Annotated in this window: 24 protein-coding genes; 12 read left to right on the top strand and 12 right to left on the bottom strand. The window is 61.8% G+C overall.

What is annotated here, in order from left to right; genetic code table 11:
* Nucleotides 1-3: 3 nt before the first annotated feature.
* Genes INT12_RS22860 through INT12_RS22850 form a run of 3 tightly spaced genes read right to left on the bottom strand, consistent with a single transcriptional unit; the run spans nucleotide 4 to nucleotide 3,556 of the window.
* Nucleotides 4-276 (bottom strand): oxidative damage protection protein, encoded by a 273-nt coding sequence (locus INT12_RS22860; RefSeq protein WP_017849944.1) that lies wholly within the window; start codon nucleotides 274-276, stop codon nucleotides 4-6.
* Complete coding sequence (mutY, locus tag INT12_RS22855) at nucleotides 273-1,340, bottom strand: A/G-specific adenine glycosylase (protein WP_193040721.1); 1,068 nt, start codon at nucleotides 1,338-1,340, stop codon at nucleotides 273-275. The genes INT12_RS22860 and mutY overlap by 4 nt, the downstream gene beginning before the upstream one ends.
* Nucleotides 1,337-3,556, bottom strand: coding sequence for an AsmA family protein (locus INT12_RS22850; protein ID WP_193040720.1), 2,220 nt, complete (start codon nucleotides 3,554-3,556; stop codon nucleotides 1,337-1,339). Before INT12_RS22850 ends, mutY begins: the two co-directional genes overlap by 4 nt.
* Before the next feature lie 324 nt (nucleotides 3,557-3,880).
* Here INT12_RS22850 and INT12_RS22845 point away from each other — a divergent pair, with 324 nt between their 5' ends.
* From INT12_RS22845 to INT12_RS22815, 7 genes are all read left to right on the top strand, one after another.
* Nucleotides 3,881-5,542, top strand: a complete 1,662-nt coding sequence (locus INT12_RS22845; protein ID WP_193040719.1) for an OFA family MFS transporter — start codon at nucleotides 3,881-3,883, stop codon at nucleotides 5,540-5,542.
* A 169-nt stretch (nucleotides 5,543-5,711) separates the two neighbouring features.
* Nucleotides 5,712-6,305, top strand: coding sequence for an imidazoleglycerol-phosphate dehydratase HisB (gene hisB / locus INT12_RS22840; RefSeq protein ID WP_017849940.1), 594 nt, complete (start codon nucleotides 5,712-5,714; stop codon nucleotides 6,303-6,305).
* Nucleotides 6,305-6,943: an imidazole glycerol phosphate synthase subunit HisH gene (gene hisH / locus INT12_RS22835; RefSeq protein ID WP_017849939.1), complete on the top strand. Its 639-nt coding sequence runs from the start codon at nucleotides 6,305-6,307 to the stop codon at nucleotides 6,941-6,943. The genes hisB and hisH overlap by 1 nt, the downstream gene beginning before the upstream one ends.
* Nucleotides 6,944-7,201 (top strand): DUF2164 domain-containing protein, encoded by a 258-nt coding sequence (locus INT12_RS22830; RefSeq protein ID WP_017849938.1) that lies wholly within the window; start codon nucleotides 6,944-6,946, stop codon nucleotides 7,199-7,201.
* A 39-nt stretch (nucleotides 7,202-7,240) separates the two neighbouring features.
* Nucleotides 7,241-7,978 (top strand): 1-(5-phosphoribosyl)-5-[(5-phosphoribosylamino)methylideneamino]imidazole-4-carboxamide isomerase, encoded by a 738-nt coding sequence (hisA, locus tag INT12_RS22825; RefSeq protein WP_017849937.1) that lies wholly within the window; start codon nucleotides 7,241-7,243, stop codon nucleotides 7,976-7,978.
* Between the two features lie 9 nt (nucleotides 7,979-7,987).
* Entirely contained in the window at nucleotides 7,988-8,758 is a 771-nt protein-coding gene (hisF, locus tag INT12_RS22820; RefSeq protein WP_010563131.1) for an imidazole glycerol phosphate synthase subunit HisF, read from the top strand.
* Between the two features lie 66 nt (nucleotides 8,759-8,824).
* Entirely contained in the window at nucleotides 8,825-9,580 is a 756-nt protein-coding gene (locus INT12_RS22815; protein WP_193040718.1) for a substrate-binding periplasmic protein, read from the top strand.
* Here INT12_RS22815 and INT12_RS22810 read toward each other — a convergent pair.
* From INT12_RS22810 to gpmI, 4 genes are all read right to left on the bottom strand, one after another.
* Nucleotides 9,571-10,350, bottom strand: a complete 780-nt coding sequence (locus INT12_RS22810) for a divergent polysaccharide deacetylase family protein (protein ID WP_017849935.1) — start codon at nucleotides 10,348-10,350, stop codon at nucleotides 9,571-9,573. The two genes, INT12_RS22815 and INT12_RS22810, sit on opposite strands and share 10 nt — an antisense overlap.
* Before the next feature lies 1 nt (nucleotide 10,351).
* Entirely contained in the window at nucleotides 10,352-11,668 is a 1,317-nt protein-coding gene (locus INT12_RS22805; protein ID WP_017849934.1) for a S41 family peptidase, read from the bottom strand.
* A 30-nt stretch (nucleotides 11,669-11,698) separates the two neighbouring features.
* Nucleotides 11,699-12,994 (bottom strand): murein hydrolase activator EnvC family protein, encoded by a 1,296-nt coding sequence (locus tag INT12_RS22800; protein WP_193059025.1) that lies wholly within the window; start codon nucleotides 12,992-12,994, stop codon nucleotides 11,699-11,701.
* A gap of 246 nt (nucleotides 12,995-13,240) precedes the next feature.
* Nucleotides 13,241-14,767, bottom strand: coding sequence for a 2,3-bisphosphoglycerate-independent phosphoglycerate mutase (gpmI, locus tag INT12_RS22795; RefSeq protein WP_046385000.1), 1,527 nt, complete (start codon nucleotides 14,765-14,767; stop codon nucleotides 13,241-13,243).
* Nucleotides 14,768-14,918: 151 nt separating this feature from the next.
* On the opposite strand from gpmI, the gene INT12_RS22790 reads away from it, so the two are divergent.
* The 3 genes from INT12_RS22790 to secB are packed head-to-tail and all read left to right on the top strand — an operon-like array spanning nucleotide 14,919 to nucleotide 16,109.
* The gene (locus INT12_RS22790; protein WP_017849931.1) at nucleotides 14,919-15,332 is read left to right on the top strand and encodes a rhodanese-like domain-containing protein; all 414 of its coding nucleotides are present in this window, start codon (nucleotides 14,919-14,921) and stop codon (nucleotides 15,330-15,332) included.
* A 1-nt stretch (nucleotide 15,333) separates the two neighbouring features.
* Nucleotides 15,334-15,588: a glutaredoxin 3 gene (gene grxC, locus INT12_RS22785; RefSeq protein ID WP_046384999.1), complete on the top strand. Its 255-nt coding sequence runs from the start codon at nucleotides 15,334-15,336 to the stop codon at nucleotides 15,586-15,588.
* Nucleotides 15,589-15,629: 41 nt separating this feature from the next.
* A complete protein-coding gene (secB, locus tag INT12_RS22780) occupies nucleotides 15,630-16,109 on the top strand; it encodes a protein-export chaperone SecB (protein ID WP_017849929.1) in 480 nt (159 codons plus the stop codon).
* 118 nt (nucleotides 16,110-16,227) lie between these two features.
* Here secB and INT12_RS22775 read toward each other — a convergent pair whose 3' ends face one another.
* Nucleotides 16,228-16,683 carry a tRNA (cytidine(34)-2'-O)-methyltransferase gene (locus INT12_RS22775; RefSeq protein WP_017849928.1) on the bottom strand — a complete coding sequence of 152 codons (456 nt, stop codon included), beginning with the start codon at nucleotides 16,681-16,683 and terminating at the stop codon, nucleotides 16,228-16,230.
* Between INT12_RS22775 and INT12_RS22770 the strand changes: the two genes are divergently transcribed.
* Nucleotides 16,682-17,122, top strand: a complete 441-nt coding sequence (locus INT12_RS22770; RefSeq protein ID WP_017849927.1) for a hypothetical protein — start codon at nucleotides 16,682-16,684, stop codon at nucleotides 17,120-17,122. The genes INT12_RS22775 and INT12_RS22770 overlap by 2 nt on opposite strands.
* 531 nt (nucleotides 17,123-17,653) lie before the next feature.
* On the opposite strand, the gene ntrC is transcribed toward INT12_RS22770, so the two are convergent.
* The 4 genes from ntrC to glnA form a co-directional block, all read right to left on the bottom strand.
* Nucleotides 17,654-19,090, bottom strand: a complete 1,437-nt coding sequence (gene ntrC / locus INT12_RS22765) for a nitrogen regulation protein NR(I) (RefSeq protein ID WP_017849926.1) — start codon at nucleotides 19,088-19,090, stop codon at nucleotides 17,654-17,656.
* Nucleotides 19,087-20,172, bottom strand: coding sequence for a nitrogen regulation protein NR(II) (gene glnL, locus INT12_RS22760; RefSeq protein WP_017849925.1), 1,086 nt, complete (start codon nucleotides 20,170-20,172; stop codon nucleotides 19,087-19,089). Before glnL ends, ntrC begins: the two co-directional genes overlap by 4 nt.
* A 311-nt stretch (nucleotides 20,173-20,483) precedes the next feature.
* A complete protein-coding gene (locus tag INT12_RS22755) occupies nucleotides 20,484-21,026 on the bottom strand; it encodes a chorismate mutase (protein WP_193039622.1) in 543 nt (180 codons plus the stop codon).
* Between the two features lie 207 nt (nucleotides 21,027-21,233).
* Nucleotides 21,234-22,640 carry a glutamate--ammonia ligase gene (gene glnA / locus INT12_RS22750; RefSeq protein ID WP_017849923.1) on the bottom strand — a complete coding sequence of 469 codons (1,407 nt, stop codon included), beginning with the start codon at nucleotides 22,638-22,640 and terminating at the stop codon, nucleotides 21,234-21,236.
* 334 nt (nucleotides 22,641-22,974) lie between these two features.
* Here glnA and thiI point away from each other — a divergent pair, with 334 nt between their 5' ends.
* A complete protein-coding gene (thiI, locus tag INT12_RS22745) occupies nucleotides 22,975-24,429 on the top strand; it encodes a tRNA uracil 4-sulfurtransferase ThiI (RefSeq protein ID WP_046384997.1) in 1,455 nt (484 codons plus the stop codon).
* Nucleotides 24,430-24,453 lie beyond the last annotated feature (24 nt).

Raw genomic sequence — 24,453 nt, 5'->3', positions numbered from 1 at the left:
CAATTATTGAGCAGGCGGCACGTAGCCTTCGGCCTTGGCGTAATCCTCGCCGGAAAAGAACTTGTCCATCTCGCCTTGCAGGTATTTGCGGTCTTCGGCGTTCATCATGTTCAGGCGTTTTTCGTTGATCAGCAGGGTCTGGTGTTTCTGCCAGTCGGCCCAGGCCTTGGCGGAGACGTGATCGAAAATGTCCTGGCCCTTGGCACCCGGGAACGGGGCGCGCTCCAGGGCGGGCAGTTCTTCGTGGTACTTGCGGCAGATGATGGTGCGGGTCATGACGAAACTCCTGCGTTCAATACGTCGGCCGCGCGCTTCAGCAGTTTTTTCACCGGGGCGGCAAGGCCCAGGCGCGGCGGGGTGGCGAGGTTATACCAGAGCCAGTCGGCCTCGGCCACGTGATGGGCGGATTCCTCGACCTGGACCAGCCAGGGTTCGATGGCCAGTTGGAAGTGGCTGAAGGTGTGGATCAGCCCCGGCAGTTCCTGTTGTTTGCCCAGCTCCAGCGCGTGCTGGTGGGCGAGGTGTTCGAGGTCTTGCAGGTCGTCCAGCTCCGGCAGGCTCCACAAACCGCCCCACAGGCCCGTGGACGGGCGACGGTAAAGCAGGATCGCGCCGTCGCCATTGGCCAGCATGGGCATCAGCGTGCGCTTCTGGGGGATGGTCTTGCGCGGCTTGGGGATCGGGTAGCGCGTCTCCAGGCCGAGCATGTGGGCTTCGCAGCCTTTTTCCAGCGGGCATAACAGGCAACTGGGCTTGCTGCGGGTACACAGGGTGGCGCCCATGTCCATCATCGCCTGGGTGTAGGCGTTGACGCGATCACGGGGCGTGAAGCGCTCTGCGGTGGCCCAGAGCTGTTTGGCCACTTTGGGTTCGCCGGGGTAGCCCTCCTGCGCGGTAAAGCGTGCCAGCACGCGTTTGACGTTGCCATCGAGGATCGGCGCGCGCAGGCCCATGCTCAGGCTGGCGATCGCGCCGGCGGTGGACAGGCCGATGCCGGGCAGTTCGGTGAGTTTTTCCACGTCGCGGGGAAACTCGCCGCCGTACTCGGCCACGACAATCTTCGCGGTCTTCTGCAGGTTGCGCGCCCGGGTGTAATAGCCGAGGCCGGTCCACAGGTGCAGCACCTCGTCTTCCGGCGCGGCGGCCAGGGCTTCGACCGTTGGCAGGGAGGCCATGAAACGGTCGAAGTAATTGAGCACGGTGCTGACCTGGGTCTGTTGCAGCATGATCTCCGAAACCCACACCCGGTAGGGCGTGATGCCCTGTTGCCAGGGCAGGTCATGGCGACCGTGGCGGTCGTACCAGTTCAGTACCGCCTCGGAAAACTGCTCGTTTCTCATCGTTTGAACAGGCCTTTCAACGCGTCTTTCAACTGCGGGTTAACTTTGTCGAGCTTCTCTTCCAGCTTCTCGTTGAGGCGGTTGCCGGCGGCCTTGATGGCGACCTGGCCGAGGCCGTCCTTGTCCAGGCGGCACGCCTTGGCGCCCAGCTCCAGCGGGCCACGGCAGCGCAGCGGCACTTCGATGCCCTGGAAGTTGGCGCCTACCTCGCAGGCGGGGTCCGGCACTTCGCGTTGATCGCCCTCGACGATGATGCCGACGCGATAATCCATGCCCAGCACGCGCAGGTCGATGTCGCCGTTGCCGTTGACCGTAAGGCCGGGGATACGCACCTTCAGGTCGGGGTTGTTGGCCACGCCGTTGCGCAACGTCAGGTTGCCCCTGAGTTCCTGGAACGGGGTGTCCTTGGCCCGTGGCTCGCTGCTCAAGGTCTTGCGGTTGAGCAGGGCGATGCCGGTACACAGTTGCTGTTCAAGGTTGGCGTTGAGCAGCACGCCGTTGTTGATCACGAAGCTGGCGTTGCCGTTGAGGCTGTCGATCAGTGCCTTTTGGCTGTTGCCGCGGCCGCTGAGGTTGCTGTCGAGGGTGATCTGGCCCTTGACCGGCGGCGTCTGCCCCTGGGCTTGCAGGATGCGCTCGACCGGCACTTGCTTGATGTGGCTTTGCAGGGCCAGCACTGGAATGTCCTGGCGCACATCGAGGCTGCCATTGGCCTGGAAGCTGCCGTTGTAGAGGCCGCCGCTCAGGCTGTCGAGCTTGAGCTGGCCGTCGAGGCCGCTGGCCTTGAGCATGGCGTTCTGGATCGGCAGCTTGCTCAGGGTCAGTTGGCCGAAGGCCAGGTCGGCCTCCACGTCCAGCGTGCGCAGGCGGGTCAGCGGCAGCAGCTTGTCGGTGCTCCAGGCGCCTTTGGTCGGGGCGTCCGGCAGCGGTGTGGTGCCACCGGCGGCCATGGCGCCGGCTTCGCTGTTCTGCACTTCGGCCTGGCGTGCGGCGGTTGCCCCCTTGGCGGACTCGGACTTGGCCGGCAGGTAATTGTCGGCGTTGAAGGTGTCGCCCTTGAGTTGCACGCGCAGCGATTGCTTGGCGAAATCGTCCACGGCAACGCGGCCGGTGAAGGTGCTGCCGTCGAGTTTCAGGTTGAGGTCTTCCAGGGCCAGGCGGGTCGGCGTGCCTTGGAGGCGGCTGACCAGCTCGACTTTGCTCAGGCTGCCCTCGGCCATCGGTGGCAGCGGGTTGCCGACGCTGTCGAGGAACTTGGCCAGGTCGAACTGGGCGATCGACAGGGCGCCGCTGAGCTGCGGGGTCTTGTCCAGGTCATTGACCTTCAGTTCGCCGAGGGCGCGCAACTGGTTGGCCGAGAGTTTCAGGTTGGTCCACTCGGCAATGTTGGCCGCCAGGTCCACCAGCAGTTGGCCCTGGGTGGAGAAGGTCACGGTTTTGCCTTGCAGCGGCTCGCCGGTGGCTTCGCCGCTGAACCGCATGTCTTCGAACTGATAACGCTTGAGCGCCCGCTGAATGCGCAGGTTGCCGTTGAGTTCGGTCTTGACGCGCATGACCGGCTGGTTGCTGCCGAGGAACGCGGTGAGCTTCAGCGGAATGCTCGCCCCTTCGTGGATGGCGCCTGCGCTCAGTTGGATGCTTTCGGCGCTGAACTGCTTGCCGGTCTGTTCATCGTTGTATTCGATGCGGGCGTTGTTGATGGTCAGGCTGTCGATGTCCAGGCGGATGGGCTGCGGCGGTTTCTCTGCCTTCACCTCGGTCACCGGTGCCGTCGCTTGCACGGGGGTTGGCGTAGCGGTGGGCGCCTCGGGGGCGTTCTTGCCGATGTCTTCCCAGTTGCCGTGGCCTTGCTTGTCGCGGTTGAGGCGCAGGTTCAGGCCTTCGACGCGCACATCGCTCATCTGCACTTCGCGGCGCAGCAGCGGCAACACGCGTACCGACAGGCCGAGCATCTGCAGATCGGCGAACGGCTGGGTCGGGTTGGTCAGGGTCGCGACGCTGGCTTCGTGCAGTTCCAGGCCCAGCCAGGGGAACAGGCTCCAGCCGATGTCGCCATTGAGCGTCAGCTCGATGTGGGCCTTGTCGCGGGCAATCTGGCGAATCTCGTCTTTGTAGTCGTTGGGATCGAAGAGATGGGTCAGGGCAAAGCCGAGAGCCACAATGATCAGCAACAGCCCGAGAAGTACCAGACCCAGGATTTTGCCGAACGCTTTCATGGGCGAGTCCTTGTATGTCGATTTCAAAATTTAGCCGCAGAGTATAGCGCCCGATGGCCTGCGTCAGTTCACGGATCGTTACATTGTATCTAGCGCAGGGGGGCGGTATTTTGGCGTCAAAAAACACAAAAAATCCGCGAAAGGTAGTGGCATTTTGGTTTTTCTGTCATCCACTGATGCTAATCTCTGCGCGTTCGTCCGCCTTCTGCGACGTAACGTCGCGCTTTAAATGGAGCTTTATTCAACAAAACGGCCACGCTCTGCGTGCAAGGCCGAAGGAGAGCGCGCCTGACGAACACATACTAATAACTGGGGGAAACACCAATGAGCACTAGCACTGCGGCGGGTATTGCTGCCGCGCAGCCTGCGTTCCTGTCCAAGGAGCGCATTATCGCCAAGCCCGGGTTCAACCGCTGGCTGGTTCCACCGGCCGCTCTGGCCATCCACCTGTGTATCGGCATGGCCTACGGCTTCTCGGTGTTCTGGTTGCCGCTGTCCAAGGCGCTGGGGATCAGCGCGCCGGTGGCCTGTGCGCCGGATATGAGCTTTATCGCTCAGGTCTTCTCGTCTCAGTGCGACTGGCCGATCTCCATGCTGGGCTGGATCTACACCCTGTTCTTCATCTTCCTGGGCTGCTCGGCAGCGATATGGGGCGGCTGGCTGGAACATGCCGGGCCACGCAAGGCGGGCGTCGTCTCGGCGCTGTGCTGGTGTGGCGGCCTGCTGATTTCGGCGCTGGGGATTTATACCCACCAGATCTGGCTGATGTGGATCGGCTCCGGGGTCATTGGCGGTATCGGCCTGGGCCTGGGTTATATCTCGCCCGTGTCGACCCTGATCAAGTGGTTCCCGGACAAGCGCGGCATGGCCACCGGCATGGCGATCATGGGCTTCGGCGGCGGCGCGATGGTGGGGGCTCCCCTGGCGGCAGCGCTGATGGGGCACTTCGCTTCGCCGACCAGCGTCGGCGTGTGGCAGAGCTTTCTGGTGATGGCGGCGATTTACTTCGTGTTCATGATCGGTGGCGCGCTGTCCTACCGTGTTCCGCCGACCGGCTGGAAGCCTGAGGGCTGGACCGCGCCGGTGAAAAAAGCCAGCAATGCGATGATCACCCATCGTCACGTTCACGTGAACGTCGCCTGGAAAACCCCGCAATTCCGTCTGGTCTGGCTGGTGCTGTGCCTGAACGTATCGGCCGGTATCGGCATCCTCGGCATGGCTTCGCCGCTGCTGCAGGAAGTGTTCGGCGGCAAATTGCTGGGTGTGGATGTGCCGTTCGGCCAACTGAATGTCGGGCAACTGGCCTCGATCGCGGCGATCGCGGCGGGCTTTACCGGGCTGTTGAGCCTGTTCAACATCGGTGGCCGGTTCTTCTGGGCGTCGTTCTCCGACTACCTGGGCCGTAAAAACACCTACTTCGTGTTCTTCGCCCTGGGCTTTGCCCTGTATGCGCTGATCCCGAACCTCGGGCACCTGGGCAACGTGGCGCTGTTCGTGGCGGCGTTCTGCATCATCCTGTCGATGTACGGCGGCGGTTTTGCGACGGTTCCGGCTTACCTGGCCGACCTGTTCGGCACCCAGATGGTCGGCGCGATCCATGGTCGCCTGCTGACCGCCTGGGCTGCGGCGGGCGTGCTGGGCCCGGTGTTGGTGAACTACCTGCGTGAATATCAGTTGAGCATCGGCGTCGAGCGCGCCGCCGCCTACGACATCACCTTGTACATCCTCGCCGGCCTGCTGGTGCTGGGGTTCATCTGCAACCTGCTGGTGCGCCCGGTGGCCGACAAGTACTTCATGAGCGACGCCGAACTGGCCGCCGAACAGGCGCTGGGCCATGACAAGGGTGCCGATTCGAGCACCGTGCTGGAGTGGAAAGCCTCCGCCGGCAGCAAGCCGCTGGCTGTCGCGGCCTGGTTGGTGGTGGGTATTCCGTTGGCGTGGGGTGTGTGGGTGACCCTGCAGAAGACGGCGGTACTGTTCCACTAAGTTGACTGCAGGCGGGCGCACCATCCTGGAGCGCCCGCTTGTATGCACATGTCTAGCGTCGACCTTCCTCGCTTCAACTCGTCAGTCTTATCCCCTTCGATGTTTCTGTTTAGCGCCCGCGCCCCTATAATGGCTGCCTTTTTCGCCCAATGATTTTGCGGAGCTGGTGATGGCCGAACGTAAGGCGTCCGTCGAGCGCGACACTCTGGAAACCCAGATCAAAGCCTCGATCAACCTGGATGGCACCGGAAAGGCCCGATTTGATATCGGTGTACCTTTTCTTGAGCACATGCTGGACCAGATCGCCCGTCATGGGCTGATCGACCTGGATATCGTCAGCAAGGGTGACCTGCATATCGACGACCACCACACGGTGGAGGATGTCGGTATCACCCTCGGCCAGGCTTTCGCCAAGGCCATCGGCGACAAAAAAGGCATCCGTCGCTACGGCCACGCCTATGTCCCGCTGGATGAGGCGCTGTCGCGTGTGGTCATCGACTTCTCCGGCCGCCCCGGCCTGCAGATGCACGTGCCCTACACCCGCGCCACCGTGGGCGGCTTCGACGTCGACCTGTTCCAGGAATTCTTCCAGGGTTTCGTCAACCACGCCCTCGTCAGCCTGCACATCGACAACCTGCGCGGCACCAACACCCACCACCAGATCGAAACCGTGTTCAAGGCCTTCGGTCGCGCGCTGCGCATGGCGGTGGAGCTGGATGAGCGCATGGCCGGGCAAATGCCATCGACCAAGGGCGTCCTGTAATGCAGACGGTCGCGGTTATCGATTACGGCATGGGCAACCTGCACTCGGTGGCCAAGGCCCTCGAGCACGTAGGGGCTGGCAAGGTGCTGATCACCAGCGATGCCACGGTGATTCGCGAGGCTGACCGCGTGGTGTTCCCGGGCGTTGGCGCGATTCGCGATTGCATGGCCGAAATCCGTCGCCTGGGCTTCGACAGCCTGGTGCGCGAGGTCAGTCAGGACCGGCCGTTCCTCGGCATTTGCGTGGGCATGCAAGCCTTGCTCGAGCGCAGTGAAGAGAACGACGGCGTCGACTGCATCGGCCTGTTTCCAGGCGAAGTGAAGTTCTTCGGCAAGGACCTGCATGAAGACGGCGAGCACCTGAAAGTCCCGCACATGGGCTGGAACGAAGTGCGGCGCACCGTGGATCACCCGCTGTGGCATGAGATCCCGGACATGGCGCGCTTTTACTTCGTCCACAGCTACTACATCGCCGCCGGTAACCCGCGCCAGGTGGTGGGTGGCGGGCACTACGGCGTCGACTTCGCCGCTGCGCTGGCCGAAGGTTCGCGTTTTGCGGTGCAGTTCCACCCGGAGAAGAGCCATACCCATGGCCTGCAATTGCTGCAGAACTTCGCTGCGTGGGACGGTCGCTGGTAGATGGCCAAGAAACCGAAGCTGCCGATCCTGAACCTCACGCCCGAACAGGAACGTGAGGCTACCAACAAGATCAAGCGCTTCATGGAGGACCGTTTCGAGCTCAAGCTGGGCTCGTTCGAGGTTGCCGAGATCCTTGAGTTGTTCACCATTGAAGTTGCGCCGCACTATTACAACAGGGCGATTTTCGATACGCAGACGCTCCTTAGGGAACGGTTCGAAAGCATCGAAAGCGACCTGTGGTCGCTTGAGAAACCCTGATTTCCCAAGCATTGCTGAATATCGAATAAGGTTTGCCAGATGCTGATTATCCCCGCTATCGATCTCAAGGACGGCGCTTGCGTGCGTCTGCGCCAGGGCCGCATGGAAGATTCCACGGTGTTTTCCGACGACCCGGTGAGCATGGCTGCCAAATGGGTGGACGGTGGTTGCCGTCGCCTGCATCTGGTGGACCTGAACGGCGCCTTCGAAGGCCAGCCGGTCAATGGCGAAGTGGTGACTGCGATCGCTAAGCGCTACCCGAACCTGCCGATCCAGATCGGCGGCGGTATCCGCTCCCTGGAAACCATCGAACACTACGTCAAGGCCGGCGTAAGCTACGTGATCATTGGCACCAAGGCCGTGAAAGACCCGGCCTTCGTCGCCGAAGCCTGCCGCGCGTTCCCGGGCAAGGTGATCGTCGGCCTGGACGCCAAGGACGGTTTCGTCGCCACCGACGGCTGGGCGGAAATCAGCACGGTGCAGGTGATCGACCTGGCCAAGCAGTTCGAAGCCGACGGCGTGTCCGCCATCGTTTATACCGACATCGCCAAAGACGGCATGATGCAGGGCTGCAACGTACCGTTCACCGCTGCGCTGGCGGCGGCGACCAGGATCCCGGTGATCGCGTCCGGTGGCATCCACAACCTGGGTGACATCAAGTCGCTGCTGGATGCCCGGGCCCCTGGAATCATCGGCGCGATCACCGGCCGCGCAATCTACGAAGGCACCCTGGACGTCGCCGAAGCCCAGGCTTACTGCGATGCCTACAACGGCTGAGGACTGACCATGGCGCTGGCCAAACGCATCATCCCTTGCCTGGACGTCGACAACGGTCGCGTGGTCAAGGGCGTCAAGTTCGAGAACATCCGTGACGCCGGCGACCCGGTGGAAATCGCCCGTCGCTACGATGAGCAAGGTGCCGACGAGATTACCTTTCTCGACATCACCGCCAGCGTCGACGGCCGTGACACCACGCTGCATACCGTCGAGCGCATGGCCAGCCAGGTGTTCATCCCGCTGACCGTGGGCGGTGGCGTTCGCACCGTGCAAGACATCCGCAACCTGCTCAATGCCGGCGCGGACAAAGTCTCGATCAACACCGCCGCAGTGTTCAACCCGGAGTTCGTCGGCGAAGCCGCACAGCACTTCGGCTCGCAATGCATCGTGGTGGCCATCGACGCCAAGAAAGTCTCCGGCCCCGGCGAACCGCCGCGCTGGGAGATCTTCACCCACGGCGGGCGCAAGCCGACCGGCCTGGACGCGGTGGAGTGGGCGATGAAGATGGAAGGCCTGGGCGCCGGTGAAATCCTGCTGACCAGCATGGATCAGGACGGCATGAAAAACGGCTTCGACCTCGGCGTGACCCGTGCCATCAGCGATGCGCTGGGCATTCCGGTGATCGCGTCGGGTGGCGTCGGCAACCTGCAGCACCTGGCCGACGGCGTGATCGAAGGCCACGCCAGCGCCGTGTTGGCGGCGAGTATTTTCCACTTCGGCGAATACACCGTCCCCGAGGCCAAGGCTTACATGGCCGCGCGCGGTATCGTGGTGCGCTAAACGCTGCTGGACACCATGGCAAGTGCGCGGCACTCTCTGCGCTTGCCATGGATTCCGGTAACTTTCATGTTCAAAGACCTGTTGCTCGCGCTCGCCAGTACCTCCGTGTTCATGATCGGAGTGGCCCAAGCCGAAGAATCGTCTGACGCCTCCCTGGTGTTGCTGACGGAAAACTTCCCGCCCTACAACATGGCGAAAAACGGCAAGAACTTCGCCAAGGACGAGAATATCGAAGGCATCGCCGTGGACATCATGCGCGAAACCTTCAAGCGTGCTGGCATTTCCTACAGCCTCACTCTGCGCTTTCCTTGGGAGCGGATCTACAAACTCGCCCTGGAAAACCCCGGCTACGGTGTGTTCGTGATGGCCCGCCTGCCGGAGCGCGAAGCGCTGTTCAAATGGGTCGGCCCTATCGGCCCGGATGACTGGGTGATGCTGGCCAAGGCCGACAGCAAGATCCGGCTCGACGAGCTGGCGCAGGCGCGGCGCTACAAGATCGGCGCGTACAAGGGCGACGCGATTGCCGAGACCCTGGAGAAGCAGGGCCTCAAGCCAGTGCTGGTGCTGCGTGACCAGGACAACGCGCAAAAGCTGCTGGATGACCAGATCGACCTGTGGGCCACCGGCGACCCGGCCGGCCGCTACCTGGCGCGCCAGGTCGGTGTGACCGGGCTCAAGACCATCCTTCGCTTCAACAGTGCCCAGTTGTACCTGGCGCTGAACAAGGATGTGCCGGACGAAACGGTGGCCAAGTTGCAGGCAGCGTTGGATCAGTTGCGCGAGGAAGGCCTGCTCGACCAGATGATGGCGCGCTATTTGTAGCGATAGGTGCCGTTCTTGCCGTGCCCTGCCATCGCCTGATTGCTGCGCACGCTGATCATCAGTTTGATATCAATCCAGTCCACGCCCTGGGCCTTGAGCTTGGGCAGCTCGCGTTCGAGCACCGCCAGGGTTTGTGGATACGGATGGCCGATCATCACCGCTGAGCCCTGTTTATGGGCCAGTTTGATGGCGCTCTGCAATTGCGTGGTGATCGCGGCTTCGGTGCGTTCGTCGTCGAGGAACACATCCCGCGAGACACTGGCCAGGCCGATCTTCTGCGCTTCGGCGGCGCCGACGGTCTGCGCGCTGGTGCGGCTGTCGACAAAGAACTTGTGGCGCCGTTGCAGCTCGCCCATCAGCCAGGCCATGGCTTCGGGCTGGGCGGTCATGCGGCTGCCCATGTGGTTGTTGATGCCAGCGGTGTAGGGCACGGCCTTGAACGCGGCGTCCAGGCGCTTGCCGAGCTCCTCGATAGGCAACTCGGGGTGCCAGGCGAACGGGCCGGTGGCCGGGTCCATGGGCATGTGCAGGATCACGATCTTGCCGGCCTTGTGCGCTTCGCGGGCGAATTCGGCGGCGTGGGGCGTGTCGGGCATGATCGCCGTGGTCACCGGGCCGGGCAGGGCCAGCACACGGCGATCCCGGGGCAGGTTTTGCCCCAGGTCGTCGATGATCAGGGTCAGGTAGGCTTTGTGCGGTTCGCTGGCCGGGGTCGCGTGGGCGACCCCGGCCAGGCTGCACAGTGCAGCGATGATCAGGGCAACGCGCATATCAACGGCTGCGCGTGATGCTCAAGCCCTTGAGCAGGCTCAACGCCTGGGCCAGTTGGTAGTCATCGTCCTGTGGCATCGGCTTGGCCTTGGCGCTGCTGCCGGTCGGCTGGTCGGCGCCGCCGTTGCCATTGCCGAGGTGGCCTTGCAGGTCGGCTTCCTTGTAGTACTCGCTGTCGACCTCGTTGGTGATCTTGGCCTTGCGCACTTCGATGTCCGGCACGATGCCCTGGGCCTGGATCGAGCGGCCGTTTGGCGTGTAGTACAGCGCGGTGGTGATTTTCAGGGCGCGCTCGTTGTTCAGCGGCAACACGGTTTGCACCGAGCCTTTGCCGAAACTGGTGGTGCCCATCAGTACACCGCGCTTCTGGTCTTGCAGGGCGCCGGCGACGATCTCCGAGGCCGAGGCGCTGCCGCCGTTGATCAGCACGGCCAGCGGCACGTTTTCGCTGAGGTCGTTGCCGGTGGCCGAGAAGCGCAGTTCGGAGTTGGCGATACGGCCCTTGGTGTAGACGATCAGGCCTTTGGTGATGAAGTGGTCGACCACTTCCACCGCCGACTGCAGCACGCCACCGGGGTTGTTGCGCAGGTCGAGCACGATGCCGTTGAGCTTCTTGCCGTTGTCTTTACGCAGTTTGGCCAGGGCCTTGGCCACTTCGTCGCCGGTCTTGACCTGGAACTGGGTGATGCGGATGTAGCCGTAGCCCGACTCCAGCAGCTGGCTCTTCACGCTCTTGACCGTGATGGTCGCGCGGGCCAGGGTCACGTCGAACGGCGCACCGCCGTCGCGCACCAGGGTCAGGGTGATTTTCTGGCCGATCTTGCCGCGCATCTTGTCGACGGCTTCGGTCATGGTCTGGCCACGGGTCGGCTGGCCGTTGATCTTGACGATCAGGTCGCCGGCCTGGATGCCGGCCTTGGACGCCGGGGTGTCGTCGATCGGCGAGACCACTTTGATCTGGCCGTCTTCGGCGCCGACTTCAATGCCCAGGCCACCGAACTCACCGCTGGTGCTTTCCTGCAGCTCGGCGAAATCTTCCGGGCCGAGGTAGGCGGAGTGCGGGTCGAGGTTGCTGAGCATGCCCTTGATGGCATTTTCCAGCAGGGTCTTGTCGTCCACGGGTTCGACATAGGCTGCCTTGATCCGGTCCATGACCTCGGCAAAGGTGCGCAACTCCTCCAGCGGCAACGGCGCCTTGGTGGTCGCGGCCATGCCGGCGGGTGCAGCCGGTTCGGCCTGGTCGGCGAAAGCCAGAGGCGCGCCGATCACCAGGGCGATCGTCAGGGCCAGCGAAGTGAGGCGGGACAAATACAGCATGTCGAACGAACTCCTAATGTAGATGCGACCCTATCCTTGGGTGCGGCACCATTGTGCAGGATCGCTCGGGCGGCCCTGCTGACGAATAGCGAAGTACAGCGCCGGGGTGTCCTGGCCGCCACTGTTACCGACAGTGGAGATGGATTCCCCGGCTTTTACCACATCACCTGCCGACTTGAGTAAAGTCTGATTGTGGCCATAAAGACTCAAATAGCCATTACCGTGGTCGAGAATCACCAATAAACCGGCGCCCCGCAGCCAATCGGCAAACACCACGCGACCGCCGTGGACGGCGTGGACCTGGCTGCCGGCGGCCGCGCTGATCATCACCCCGTCCCACTTGGCGCGGGTGTCATCGCCGCGGGTTTCCCCAAAGCGTGCCAGCAGTCGACCATCAACCGGCCACGGAAGTTTGCCGCGCGCGGAAGCAAAAGGCCCGCCGAAGGATTCGCCCGCGCTGGAAACCAGCGGCCCGGGCGCTGCGTGCGCCGGTTTACGTGGGGCCGGAGCGTCGGTAGTGGCTGCCAGTTCGGCCTCACGCTGGCGCTTTTTTTCCGCTTCCTGCTGGGCGATCAGCGCTTTCTGTCGCGCTTCTTCGGCCTCGCGTGCCTGGCGGGCCAGGGTTTCTTCGATGGTTTTCAATACTTTGGCCAGGTCGGCCTGGTCCTGCTCGCGGGCTTGCAGCTTGGCGTCGCGGGCCTTTACGTCGTCATTGAGCTTGGCCAGGGCCAGTTGGCGCTCCTTGCGCACCTTGTCGAGCTGGGCGCGCTGGCTGTCGAGGCTGCTTTTCTGGTCGAGCAGTTGCGATTGCTGGTCGGCGATTTCCTGTTCGACGTTGGCCAGTTGGCGCAGGGTCTCGTTGAAGCCCTTCAATTGGGCAAGGCGTGCCTTGCTCAGGTAATCATAGTAGGTCAGGGTGCGCGCGAACTTTTCCGGGTTCTGCTGGTTGAGCAGCAGCTTGAGGTACTCCTGGCGGCCACTCTGGTAGGCGGCGCGGGCCTGGATCGCGATCAGGCGTTGTTGTTCAACGCGGGCGCTCTGGAGTTTTTTTTTCTCAGCGTCGAGTCGCTCCAGTTCCGACTCGCTCTTCTTTAATTCTTTTTGTAGCTCCTGGACCTGCTTCTCCAGCTTGCCCATCTCGGTTTCCGTGCCGCGCAGGTCTTTCTGCACCCCGGATTTTTCTTCCTGGAGCTTGCCGAGCAGTTTTTTCAGCTCGGTGATGTCCTGACGCGTAGCGTCCAACTGTTGTTGGGTTTGCGCGCGCTCATCGGCAAATGCCGGTTGGAGCAGGCAGACGAGAGCGAGGGTAATCAAGGCGCGAAGCATAGAGGCGGGCGACACCAGGGAAAGGGACGGCCTAGTATGCCCGGCAAGCGCTGCAAAAAAAACGCCCAATTCGGGCTTCTGGGCAAGATAGGTGCCGAGCGGCAGTGGTATGGCGAAAAGACATCTACCCAACACCGCGAGTCTAGTGTGGGAGGGGGCTTGCCCCCGATAGCAGTAGGTCAGCCAACACCTATTCAGCTGACACGCCGCAATCGGGGGCAAGCCCCCTCCCACATGTGGTTTAGATCAGACCAGGATCGAAGTGCCGGTCATCTCTTTGGGCTTCTCCAGCCCCATCAACATCAGCATGGTCGGCGCCACATCGGCCAGCACGCCGCCTTTGCGCACTTTCAGATCACGCTTGCCGACGTAGATGAACGGCACCGGCTCGGTGGTGTGGGCGGTGTGGGCCTGGCCGGTGGACTCGTCGGACATTTGCTCGCAGTTGCCATGGTCGGCGGTGATCAGCGCTTCGCCGCCGACTTTTTCCAGGGCGTCGACGATGCGGCCCACGCACAGGTCCAGGCATTCCACGGCCTTGATCGCGGCGGCCAGGTTGCCGCTGTGGCCGACCATGTCGCCGTTGGCGTAGTTGACCACGATCACGTCATAACGCTGGTGTTCGATGGCGTCGACGATCTTGTCGGTGACTTGCGGTGCGCTCATTTCCGGTTGCAGGTCGTAGGTCGCGACTTTCGGCGACGGGATCAGGATGCGCTCTTCGCCCGGGAACGGTTCTTCGCGGCCGCCGGAGAAGAAGAAGGTCACGTGGGCGTACTTCTCGGTTTCGGCGATGCGCAGTTGGGTCTTGCCGTTTTTCGCCAGGTAGTCGCCCAGCACGTTTTCCAGGCTGCCGGGGGCAAAAGCCGACGGGGCCGGGATGTTGGCGGCGTATTGGGTGAGCATCACGAACTCGATTTTCGGCTGGCGCGCGCGTTCGAAGTCCTTGAAACCCGGGTCGACGAACACATGGCTCAGCTCGCGGGCACGGTCGGCGCGGAAGTTCATGAACACCACGGCGTCGCCGTCTTCCACTTTCACCGGCTCGCCGATGGTGGTGGCCTTGACGAACTCATCGCTCTCGCCGCGCGCGTAGGCGGCTTCCAGGCCTTCCTGGGCGGTGGCGGCGTTGAATTCGGCCTGGCCGTCGACGATCAGGTTGTAGGCCTGGGACACGCGGTCCCAGCGGTTGTCGCGGTCCATCGCGAAATAGCGACCGACCAGGCTGGCGATGCGGCCCTTGCCGAGGGCGGCGAAGGTGGCGTCCAGCAGTTCGATCGACGATTGCGCGCTTTTCGGCGGCGTATCGCGGCCGTCGAGGAAGGCGTGCAGGTAGATCTTGTCGGCGCCGCGCTTGAAGGCCAGTTCGGCCATGGCCACGAGGTGGTCCTGGTGGCTGTGTACGCCGCCGTCGGACAGCAGGCCCATGAAATGCACGGCCTTGCCGGCGGCGACGGCTTTATCGACGGCCGCGCAGATGGTCGGGTTCTCGAAGAACTCGCCGTCGCGGATCGCTTTGGTCACGCGGGTGAAGTCCTGATAGACCACTCGTCCGGCGCCGAGGTTCATGTGGCCGACTTCCGAGTTGCCCATTTGGCCGTCCGGCAGGCCCACATCCATGCCCGAACCGGAGATCAGCCCGTTGGGCAAAGTGGCGGTCAGACGGTCCAGCACCGGCTTGTTGGCCGAGTACACGGCGTTGTCGTGGTGGCTTTCACTGTGTCCGAAGCCATCGAGAATTATCAGGACCAAAGGTTTAGGCGTCGTAGTCATAGATCCTCTCGCGGCGGTAATTGATGAAGGGGATTGAAAAGGGAGTGGCAGTTTAAAGCGAAGTTCCGACCACGTCACCGCTTTACGGGGGTTGGCCCCCCCTGACGGCTGTGTATACTTACCGCCATTTTAACGCCCTGGAACCTCCTTGATGGTTGATCACCTGATTGCATTTGCCACTGCCCACTACCTGCTCGCGGGTGCCTTCGTCATCCTGCTGGCGCTGCTGATCGCTCATGAAATGAGCCGCGGTGGCCGCAGCCTGAGCACGTCGGAGCTGACCGCGCTGGTCAACAAGGATGAGGCCGTTGTCGTGGATATCCGTCCGGCCAAGGATTTTGCCGCCGGTCATATCGTTGGCGCCCTGAACATTCCCCAGGACAAGCTGATCGCGCGCCTGGCCGAGCTGGAAAAGCACAAGGCCAAGACCATCATCCTGGTCGACGCTCAAGGCCAGCATTCCGGCACCCACGCCCGCGAAATGCTCAAGACCGGCTTTACCGCCGCCAAACTGTCTGGTGGTATCAGCAGCTGGCGCGCGGACAACCTGCCGCTGGTGAAGTGATATGAGCCAGGTTGTCGTGTATTCCAGCGATTGGTGCCCTTACTGCATGCGGGCCAAGGCCTTGCTGGAGAAGAAGGGGGTTGCCTTCGAAGAGATCAAGGTCGACGGCAAACCCCAGGTGCGCGCCGAAATGGCCCAGAAGGCGGGACGCACGTCCGTGCCGCAGATCTGGATCGGCGCCAAGCACGTCGGTGGATGCGATGACCTGTTTGCCCTTGAGCGTGCCGGCAAGCTGGACGCGCTGCTTCACGTCTGACTCCTAAACCCTAAAAGACCCAAGATCAAGAAGGATCTGCGATGACTGACCAACAGAACACCGAAGCAGCAGAAGCCCAAGGCCCACAGTTTTCGCTGCAGCGCATCTATGTGCGTGACCTGTCGTTCGAAGCGCCGAAAAGCCCGGCCATCTTCCGTCAGGAGTGGACCCCAAGCGTCGGGCTGGACCTGAACACCCGTCAAAAAGCCTTGGAAGGCGACTTCCACGAAGTCGTGCTGACCCTCTCGGTCACCGTCAAGAACGGCGAAGAAGTGGCCTTCATCGCTGAAGTGCAACAGGCCGGTATCTTCCTGATCCAGGGCCTGGACGAAGCGTCCATGAGCCACACCCTGGGCGCGTTCTGCCCGAACATCCTGTTCCCGTATGCCCGCGAGACCCTGGACAGCCTGGTCACCCGTGGCTCGTTCCCGGCGCTGATGCTGGCTCCGGTGAACTTCGATGCCCTGTACGCGCAAGAGCTGCAGCGCATGCAACAGGAAGGTTCGTCGACGGTTCAATAAGTCGATGCGCTAAAAATGTGGGAGGGGGCTTGCCCCCGATTGCGGTGTGTCAGCTGAATAGGTGTTGGCTGACCCACTGCTATCGGGGGCAAGCCCCCTCCCACATTTGTTATGTGTGTTATTTGAAGCCGAGTTGGCGCCAGCCTTCGTAGACGGCGACGGCGACGGTGTTCGATAAGTTCAGGCTGCGGCAACCTTCGCGCATCGGCAAACGCAGGCGATGGCCGTCGGGCAGGGCGTCGAGCACCTCGGCCGGCAGGCCACGGCTTTCCGGGCCGAACAGGAAGGCGTCGCCGTCGGCGAAGCTGGCGTCATGGAACGGCCGCGAGCCCTTGGTGGTGAACGCGAACAACCGAGGGTGGCCGAGGCTTTCCAGGCAGCTGGCGAGGTCAGCGTGGCGTTGCAAGGTGGCATACTCGTGGTAGTCCAGTCCGGCGCGGCGCAGGCGCTTGTCGTCCATGTCGAAGCCCAGCGGCTCGATCAAATGCAGGTGGCAGCCACTGTTGGCGCACAGCCTGATAACGTTGCCGGTATTCGGCGGAATTTCTGGTTGAAAAAGGATGACGTGAAACATGCACGGCTCCGAAGGCAAAGATGCGCTGCATTCTACCCTCGAAGAAGACCCCAGGCCGAAGCTATTGCCAAGGGTTTTGGGCTCTTTGGCGATTGTCGGCCTGATGGTGGGCCTGATGATCGGGCGCCTGACCGCCCCGGACCCGGTCGAATTGCTGCAGGTGACGCCAGCAGCCGACGGTGTGGTGGTGTGGTTCAACAGCGAACCCAAGCTGCATGGCGAGCATATCGACGGCACCGTGGCGCTGTTGTTCGACGCGCAGGGCAAGGCCGCCAGCGGGCAGCTCAAGGTCAATGACAAGGATGTGAACTGGCGCGTGCGCAAGACCGATGGCGGCCTGTTGCTCAACCTGGTGGCGGCGCGGCCGTTGCGTGGGGAATGGTCGGGAGAGGAAGCTGAAGGCCGCTGGCGGCTGGAGATCCATCTCCAAGAGCAATAAAAGAGGGAGTTCCCGGCCTGCCTGTACCAGGGCTCCCAAAACGGGATGAAGCCATCCGGCTTCGTGTTAAAGAGGGAATCCCCGGCCTGCCTGTACCGAGGTTCCCGAAAGCGGTGTGGAGCGCGACGCGGTTCGCATCAAGCACCCCGGGTGTAAAGAGGGGATTCTCGGCCTGCCTGTACCAAGGTCCCCGAAACTGGGTTGTATCAGGGTTATTGCAGGGCGCGTGCCACACTGGCCAAGTTGCTCGAAAAAAACGCTCCAGACAGCGAAAAGCCCCGGAATACGGGGCTTTGGCGTTTTCGGTTGTCTGATTTCAGGCTGCGGTGCGAGGGTTTGAGGTGTTGGCGCCGTGCCCGATGCCGGTTCATGGTGCATTGAAGCGGTGCATGGTCGCCAAACCTTATGCAGATCCAAATGTGGGAGGGGGCTTGCCCCCGATTGCGGTGGATCAGTCATGTAGATGCCGACTGACATGCCGCTATCGGGGGCAAGCCCCCTCCCACATTGGATCTTCAGTGGGGCTGAGATTCAGCCCTCGTCCCCGTCGTCATCATCCGCGCCATCGACCTTCATCCCCAGTTCCTTGATCTTGCGCGTCAGGGTATTGCGGCCCCAACCCAGCAGCACGGCGGCATCGCGACGGCGGCCGGCGGTGTGCTTGAGGGCGGTTTCGATCATGATCCGTTCGAAGGCCGGCACGGCGCTGTCCAGCAGGTTCGACTGGCCGCGTGCCAGGGCCTGGTCGGCCCATTGGCGCAGCGCCTGTTCCCAGTTGGTCACGGGGGCCGAATCCTGCGGCAGGCTGAGCAGCTCCGGCGGCAGGTCGCTGATATGCACTTCGCGCCCGGACGCCATGACCGTGATCCAGCGGCAGGTGTTCTCCAACTGGCGCACGTTGCCGGGCCACGGCAGGTTCTTCAGGTATTCCTCGGTCTCGCTTTTCAGCAGCTTCGGCTCGACGGCCAGCTCCTGGGCGGCGCGGCTGAGGAAGTGGCGTGCGAGGGTCGGGATGTCTTCGCGACGGTCCGACATGCGCGGGATGTGGATGCGGATCACGTTGAGGCGGTGAAACAAGTCCTCACGGAACTTGCCCGCATGCACCAGGGTTTCCAGGTTCTGGTGAGTCGCGGCGATGATACGCACGTCAACCTTGACCGGCGTATGCCCGCCCACACGGTAGAACTCGCCGTCCGCCAGCACGCGCAGCAAGCGGGTCTGTGTATCGGCCGGCATGTCGCCGATTTCATCGAGGAACAGCGTGCCGCCGTCCGCCTGTTCAAACCGCCCGCGCCGCAGGTTGGCCGCGCCGGTGAAGGCGCCTTTCTCGTGGCCGAACAGCTCGGACTCCATCAAGTCCTTCGGAATCGCCGCCATGTTCAGCGCGATGAACGGCGACGCCGCCCGCGGGCTGTGGCGGTGCAGGGCGTGGGCCACCAGTTCTTTACCGGTGCCCGACTCGCCGTTGATCAGCACGGTGATGTTGGAGTGGCTCAAGCGCCCGATGGCGCGAAACACTTCCTGCATCGCCGGCGCTTCACCGATGATTTCCGGGGTGCGGGTCAGGGCGGGCGGGGCTTCCTGGTTCTGCTGTTCCTGGGCGTGCTGGTTGGCGCGCTTGACCAGCGCCACCGCTTCGTCCACGTCGAACGGCTTGGGCAGGTACTCAAAGGCGCCGCCCTGGTAGGACGCGACAGCGCTGTCCAGGTCCGAGTGCGCGGTCATGATGATCACCGGCAGGCGCGGGTGCTGCTCGCGAATCCGCGCCAGCAGGTCCAGGCCGCTGGCACCGGGCATGCGGATGTCGGAGATGATCACGTCGGGCTGCTGGCGCGCCAGGCGGCTCATCACCCCGTCAGCGCTGTCGAAGCTCTGGGTGGTCATGCCTTCCTGTTGCAGGGCTTTCTCGAGGACCCAGCGGATAGAACGGTCGTCATCGACGATCCAGACAGTTTCACTACGGCTCATGTCGATGGGGCTCCTTGTTCCAGAGGCAGAAAGATCGAGAACGTGGTGTGGCCAGGATGGCTCTCACATTCGATCAGACCCTGGTGCTGGCTGATGATGTTCTGGGTAATGGCCAGGCCCAGCCCGGTACCGTCCGGGCGGCCGCTGACCATGGGGAAGAAAATGGTTTCCTGCAGTTCTGCTGGAATGCCCGGGCCGTTGTCGGTGATTTCGACTTTGGTCACCAGACGATGGCGCACGTGGCCGATGGTGAACTGGCGCAAGGCGCGGGTGCGCAGGCTGATGCGGCCCAGGCGCAGCTCGTTCTGGCTGCTGATGGCCTGCATGGCGTTGCGCACGATGTTGAGGACCGCCTGGATCATCTGCTCGCGGTCGATCAACACGTCGGGAATGCTCGGGTCATAGTCGCGCACCAAGGTAATGCAGCCTTGGCTTTCGGCCTCGACCAACTGGCAGACACGCTCCAGCACCTCATGCACGTTGGTCATCGCCAGCGACGGCAGCTTGTTGGAGCCGAGCATGCGGTCCACCAGATTACGCAGGCGGTCGGCCTCTTCGATGATGACGTTGGTGTAGTCCTTGAGGTGCTCGTCCGGCAGCTCACGAGCCAGCAACTGCGCCGCGCCGCGAATCCCGCCCAACGGGTTCTTGATCTCGTGGGCCAGGCCGCGCACCAGCATCTTGCTGGTTTCCTGCTTGGACAACTGCGCTTCTTCCTTGGTGATGCGCAGCAGGCGGTCACGCGGGTGGACTTCGAGCAGCAGCAGGGTGCTGCCGTTGCTCAGGATCGGGGTCACGGCGTAGTCGACGGTCAGGGTCTGGCCGGTCAGGGCGGTGAGCATCGCTTCGCGCTTGGTGAACGGATGTGCCTGCTCCACTGCCTGGCGCAACGAGCTCAAGGCTTCGGCCGACTCGGTGAACAACTCGCTGATGAACTGCCCATGGCTGCGCTGCCCGCTGATGGCCAGGAGCATCTCCGCCGCCGGGTTCATGTACTCAAGGCGCAGGTCGTCATTGAGCAGGATGGTCGCGGTGGTCAGGTTGTCGAGTAACAAACGGTGCAGTGCATCGCTGATGGTCATCAGGACCTCTTTTGGAGCAAGGCGCGGGCTTGAGGCACACGCTGATACAAGGAAAATGCAAAAACCAAACCAAGGCTCCGAAAAGAAGCGTTTAAGCCCTGAAATAAGGGTTTAAGGCTCGAAACTGTGGCGTTCTGCCAGCTTCATCGGGTAGTTTCGAACCAAAATGGGCTGGGTCGGTGGGAAGGGTGCAGGCTATCGCACCAATATAGTGCGATTTTGTGACGATTGTTCAGGAAGCGCGAATTCACACAAATCAAATGTGGGAGAGGGATTGCCCTCTCCCGCATTTTTGGATCGGGTGTACCGTTTTAGTTTTTGTAGATACACAGCTCGGCGGTCGCGCGGATCATCGCCAACTGCTGCATCGGCTCATTGAGCGGCTCATGCACCGCCTCGGCCAGCCATTGCGGGCACTGTGGGTCGGTGCGCTGGGGGCTGAAGTCGGCCAATTGCTGCAGCAGGCGTTTTTGCAGTTGGTCCAGTTGCGGGCGAATCTGCTTGACCAGGTCCGGGCGCGGATCGTCGGGGGCCTTGCCCTGGAACTGCCAGTCAGAAAGATGGGCGTACTGCACCAGTTTGTTCGCTTCGATCTGTGCCGAGAAGAACTGCCCGGCGGCGACAGGGTCCAGCTTATAGCTCGGGGCCTGGGCGACGACGCTGGCGATCACCTCTTGCTCGCGCTTCTTGTCTTCTACGGGCTTGTGGCTGTCCCACTTGCTCAGGGCGACCTGGTCGGCGATCGCCAGGCGCTCGGCGATGCTGTTGAGTAAAGGTTCGAGGCTGGGCGGCGCAGCGCTCGCACTGGCACTGGCACTGACGAATAACAGAGCGAACACAAGTCGACGTTTCAATGCTGATCTCCTTATGAGAGGGGGCTTGCCCCCGATAGCAGAGTGCCGGTCAGCACCGGTATCAACTGATCCACGGCTATCGGGAGCAAGCTCCCTCCCACCTTTTTGATTGGGTTTGCAGGTGCGGAGCTGTGTAATCCCCGGGCAAAAAAAGACCTCCCGAAGGAGGTCTTTTTCGATCACGCCACGTTAAGCGACGCTACCGGATCAGCAGCTGTAGTACAGCTCGTATTCCAGTGGGTGTACGAAGGTGCGGACTTTGATTTCTTCTTCGCTTTTCAGCTCGATGTAGGCATCGATGAAGTCGTCGCTGAATACGCCGCCTTTGGTCAGGAACGCACGGCCCTTGTCCAGCTCTTCCAGGGCTTCTTTCAGGCTGCCGCACACTTGTGGGATCTCTTTGGCCTCTTCAGGCGGCAGGTCGTACAAGTTTTTGTCGGCGGCGTCGCCTGGGTGGATCTTGTTCTGGATGCCGTCCAGGCCAGCCATCAGCAGTGCAGCGAAGCCCAGGTACGGGTTGGCTGCCGGGTCCGGGAAGCGGGCTTCGATACGGCGAGCGCGCGGGCTGGACACGTAAGGAATACGGATCGATGCGGAGCGGTTACGAGCCGAGTAGGCCAGCATTACCGGTGCTTCGAAACCTGGGACCAGACGCTTGTAGGAGTTGGTCGACGGGTTGGTGAAGCCGTTCAGGGCCTTACCGTGCTTGATGATACCGCCGATGAAGTACAGGGCGGTGTCGGACAGGCCGGCATAACCTTCGCCAGCGAAGGTGTTCTTGCCATCTTTAGCGATGGACAGGTGAACGTGCATACCCGAACCGTTATCGCCGTACAGAGGCTTAGGCATGAAGGTTGCGGTACGGCCGTAGGCATCAGCCACGTTGTGTACGCAGTACTTCAGGGTCTGGACTTCGTCAGCCTTGGCAACCAGGGTGTTGAACTTCACACCGATTTCGTTCTGGCCGGCAGTCGCCACTTCGTGGTGGTGTACTTCGATGACCAGGCCCATTTCTTCCATGGCGTTGCACATGGAGGTACGGATTTCGTGGTCGTGGTCGAATGGCGGAACTGGGAAGTAGCCACCTTTGATACCTGGACGGTGGCCTTTGTTGCCGCCTTCTACGTCCTGGTCGGACATCCACGAACCTTGTTCGGAGAAAATCTTGAACATGGAGCCGGAGATGTCGGACTTGAACTTGACCGAATCAAAGATGAAGAATTCTGGCTCTGGGCCTACGAATACGGTGTCGCCGATACCGGTCGACTTCAGGTATTCCTCGGCACGCTTGGCGATCGCACGTGGGTCGCGGTCGTAGCCTTGCATGGTCGAAGGCTCGATCACGTCGCAGACGATGATCAGGGTTGGGTCTTCGGTGAACGGGTCCAGCACGGCAGTGCTGTCGTCCGGCATCAGGATCATGTCGGAAGCTTCGATGCCTTTCCAACCGGCAATGGAGGAACCGTCGAACATTTTGCCTTCTTCGAAGAACGCGTCATCCAGCGCGTCGCGAGCCGGCATGGTCACGTGGTGCTGAGTGCCTTTTGTGTCCGTGAAGCGCAGATCAATCCACTTAACGTCATGATCTTTGATGAGTTGAACCGACTTCGACATGGTGTCCTCCGGGGTGGCTTCGGGCTGGGTAGTGGAGTTAGCCCTTAGAATGTGGGTGATGCCGGCGCGGATAGTCCGCCATGGCAACCTGCCTCACAAGAGAGCAAATTGCATGCCAGTGCGCCAACATGGCCTTTTTGCGTCAAAATGGCCCCTATAACAGTGCAAACCGCAGAAATGGAATAAATAACGCACTGCAATGTGGCGCGCATTTGCGCAAATGACCTGTTTTGGTGCGCCGCACCATTGATGCATATTAACTGGTTAAACCTTGAGCGATTTCCGCTATAATCCGCGCCCCCCTTTTTCGGCAGGCCCTGCGCGCGCTGTTTCCATGAAATTAATCGTTAAAGTCTTCCCCGAGATCACCATCAAAAGCCGACCGGTACGGATGCGTTTCATCCGTCAGTTGGCCAAGAACATCCGTGCCGTGCTCCGCGATCTGGACCCGGCTGTGGTGGTGAACGGTGTGTGGGACAATCTCGAGCTGGAAACCCGTGTCACCGACGCCAAGGCCTTGAAGGATATGACCGAGCGCCTGAGCTGCATGCCGGGCATCGCGCATTTCCTGCAGGTCGACGAGTACCCGCTGGGCGACTTTGACGACATCACCGAAAAGTGCAAACAGCACTTTGGCAGCGAGCTTGAAGGCAAGATTTTTTCGGTGCGCTGCAAGCGTGCCGGCAAGCACCCGTTCAGCTCCATGGATGTGGAAAAATACGTCGGCAGCAAGCTGCGTCGCGAGTGCGGCGCAGCCGGAATTTCCCTCAAGGCGCCGCAAATTGAAGTGCGGATGGAAATTCGCGACCAACGGTTGTTTGTGATCCACAGCCAGCACAATAGCATTGGTGGCTACCCGCTGGGCGCCCTGGAACAGACCCTGGTCTTGATGTCCGGCGGTTTCGATTCCACGGTGGCGGCCTACCAGATCATGCGCCGCGGCCTGATGAGCCACTTCTGCTTCTTCAACCTGGGCGGGCGTGCTCACGAATTGGGCGTGATGGAAGTCGCGCACTATATCTGGAAGAAGTACGGCAGCTCCCAACGCGTGCTGTTTGTCAGCGTGCCGTTCGAGGAAGTACTGGGCGAAATTCTCGGCAAAGTCGATAACAGTCATATGGGCGTAGTATTGAAGCGTATGATGTTGCGCGCAGCGTCCCGAATTGCCGATCAACTGCAGATCGACGCGCTGGTGACCGGCGAAGCGATTTCCCAGGTATCCAGCCAGACGCTGCCGAACCTGTCGCTCATCGATTGCGTGACCGAGAAGCTGGTGCTGCGCCCGCTGATCGCCAGCCATAAGCAGGACATCATCGACCTGGCAGAACAGATCGGCACCGCCGACTTTGCCAAGCACATGCCTGAATATTGCGGGGTCATTTCGGTGAACCCCAAGACCCACGCCAAGCGCAACCGCGTGGAGTATGAAGAACAACAGTTTGATATGGCGGTTCTGGAGCGTGCGCTCGAGAACGCCAAACTGGTCCCGATCGATCGTGTCATCGACGAGTTGGGCCAGGATGTGCAGATCGAAGAAGTCAGCGAAGCCCTGGCCGGTCAGATCATCATCGACATCCGTCACCCGGATGCCGCTGAAGACGAGCCGCTGGAAATCGCTGGCATCGACGTACAAACGCTGCCGTTCTATGCATTGAACGCGCGTTTCAAGGAACTGGATAACAGCCGTCAGTACCTGCTGTATTGCGACAAAGGCGTGATGAGTCGCCTGCATGCCCACCATTTGCTCAGTGAGGGGCATGCCAATGTGCGCGTTTATCGACCGAGCTAAGAGCCCGGGGCTGTTTGCCTGTGG

This window comes from Pseudomonas sp. K8 (assembly GCF_014889455.1).
GTDB classification, from domain to species: domain Bacteria; phylum Pseudomonadota; class Gammaproteobacteria; order Pseudomonadales; family Pseudomonadaceae; genus Aquipseudomonas; species Aquipseudomonas veronii.
Note: the sequence above shows the minus strand (reverse complement) of the source record. Positions and strands in the feature narration are given on the sequence as shown.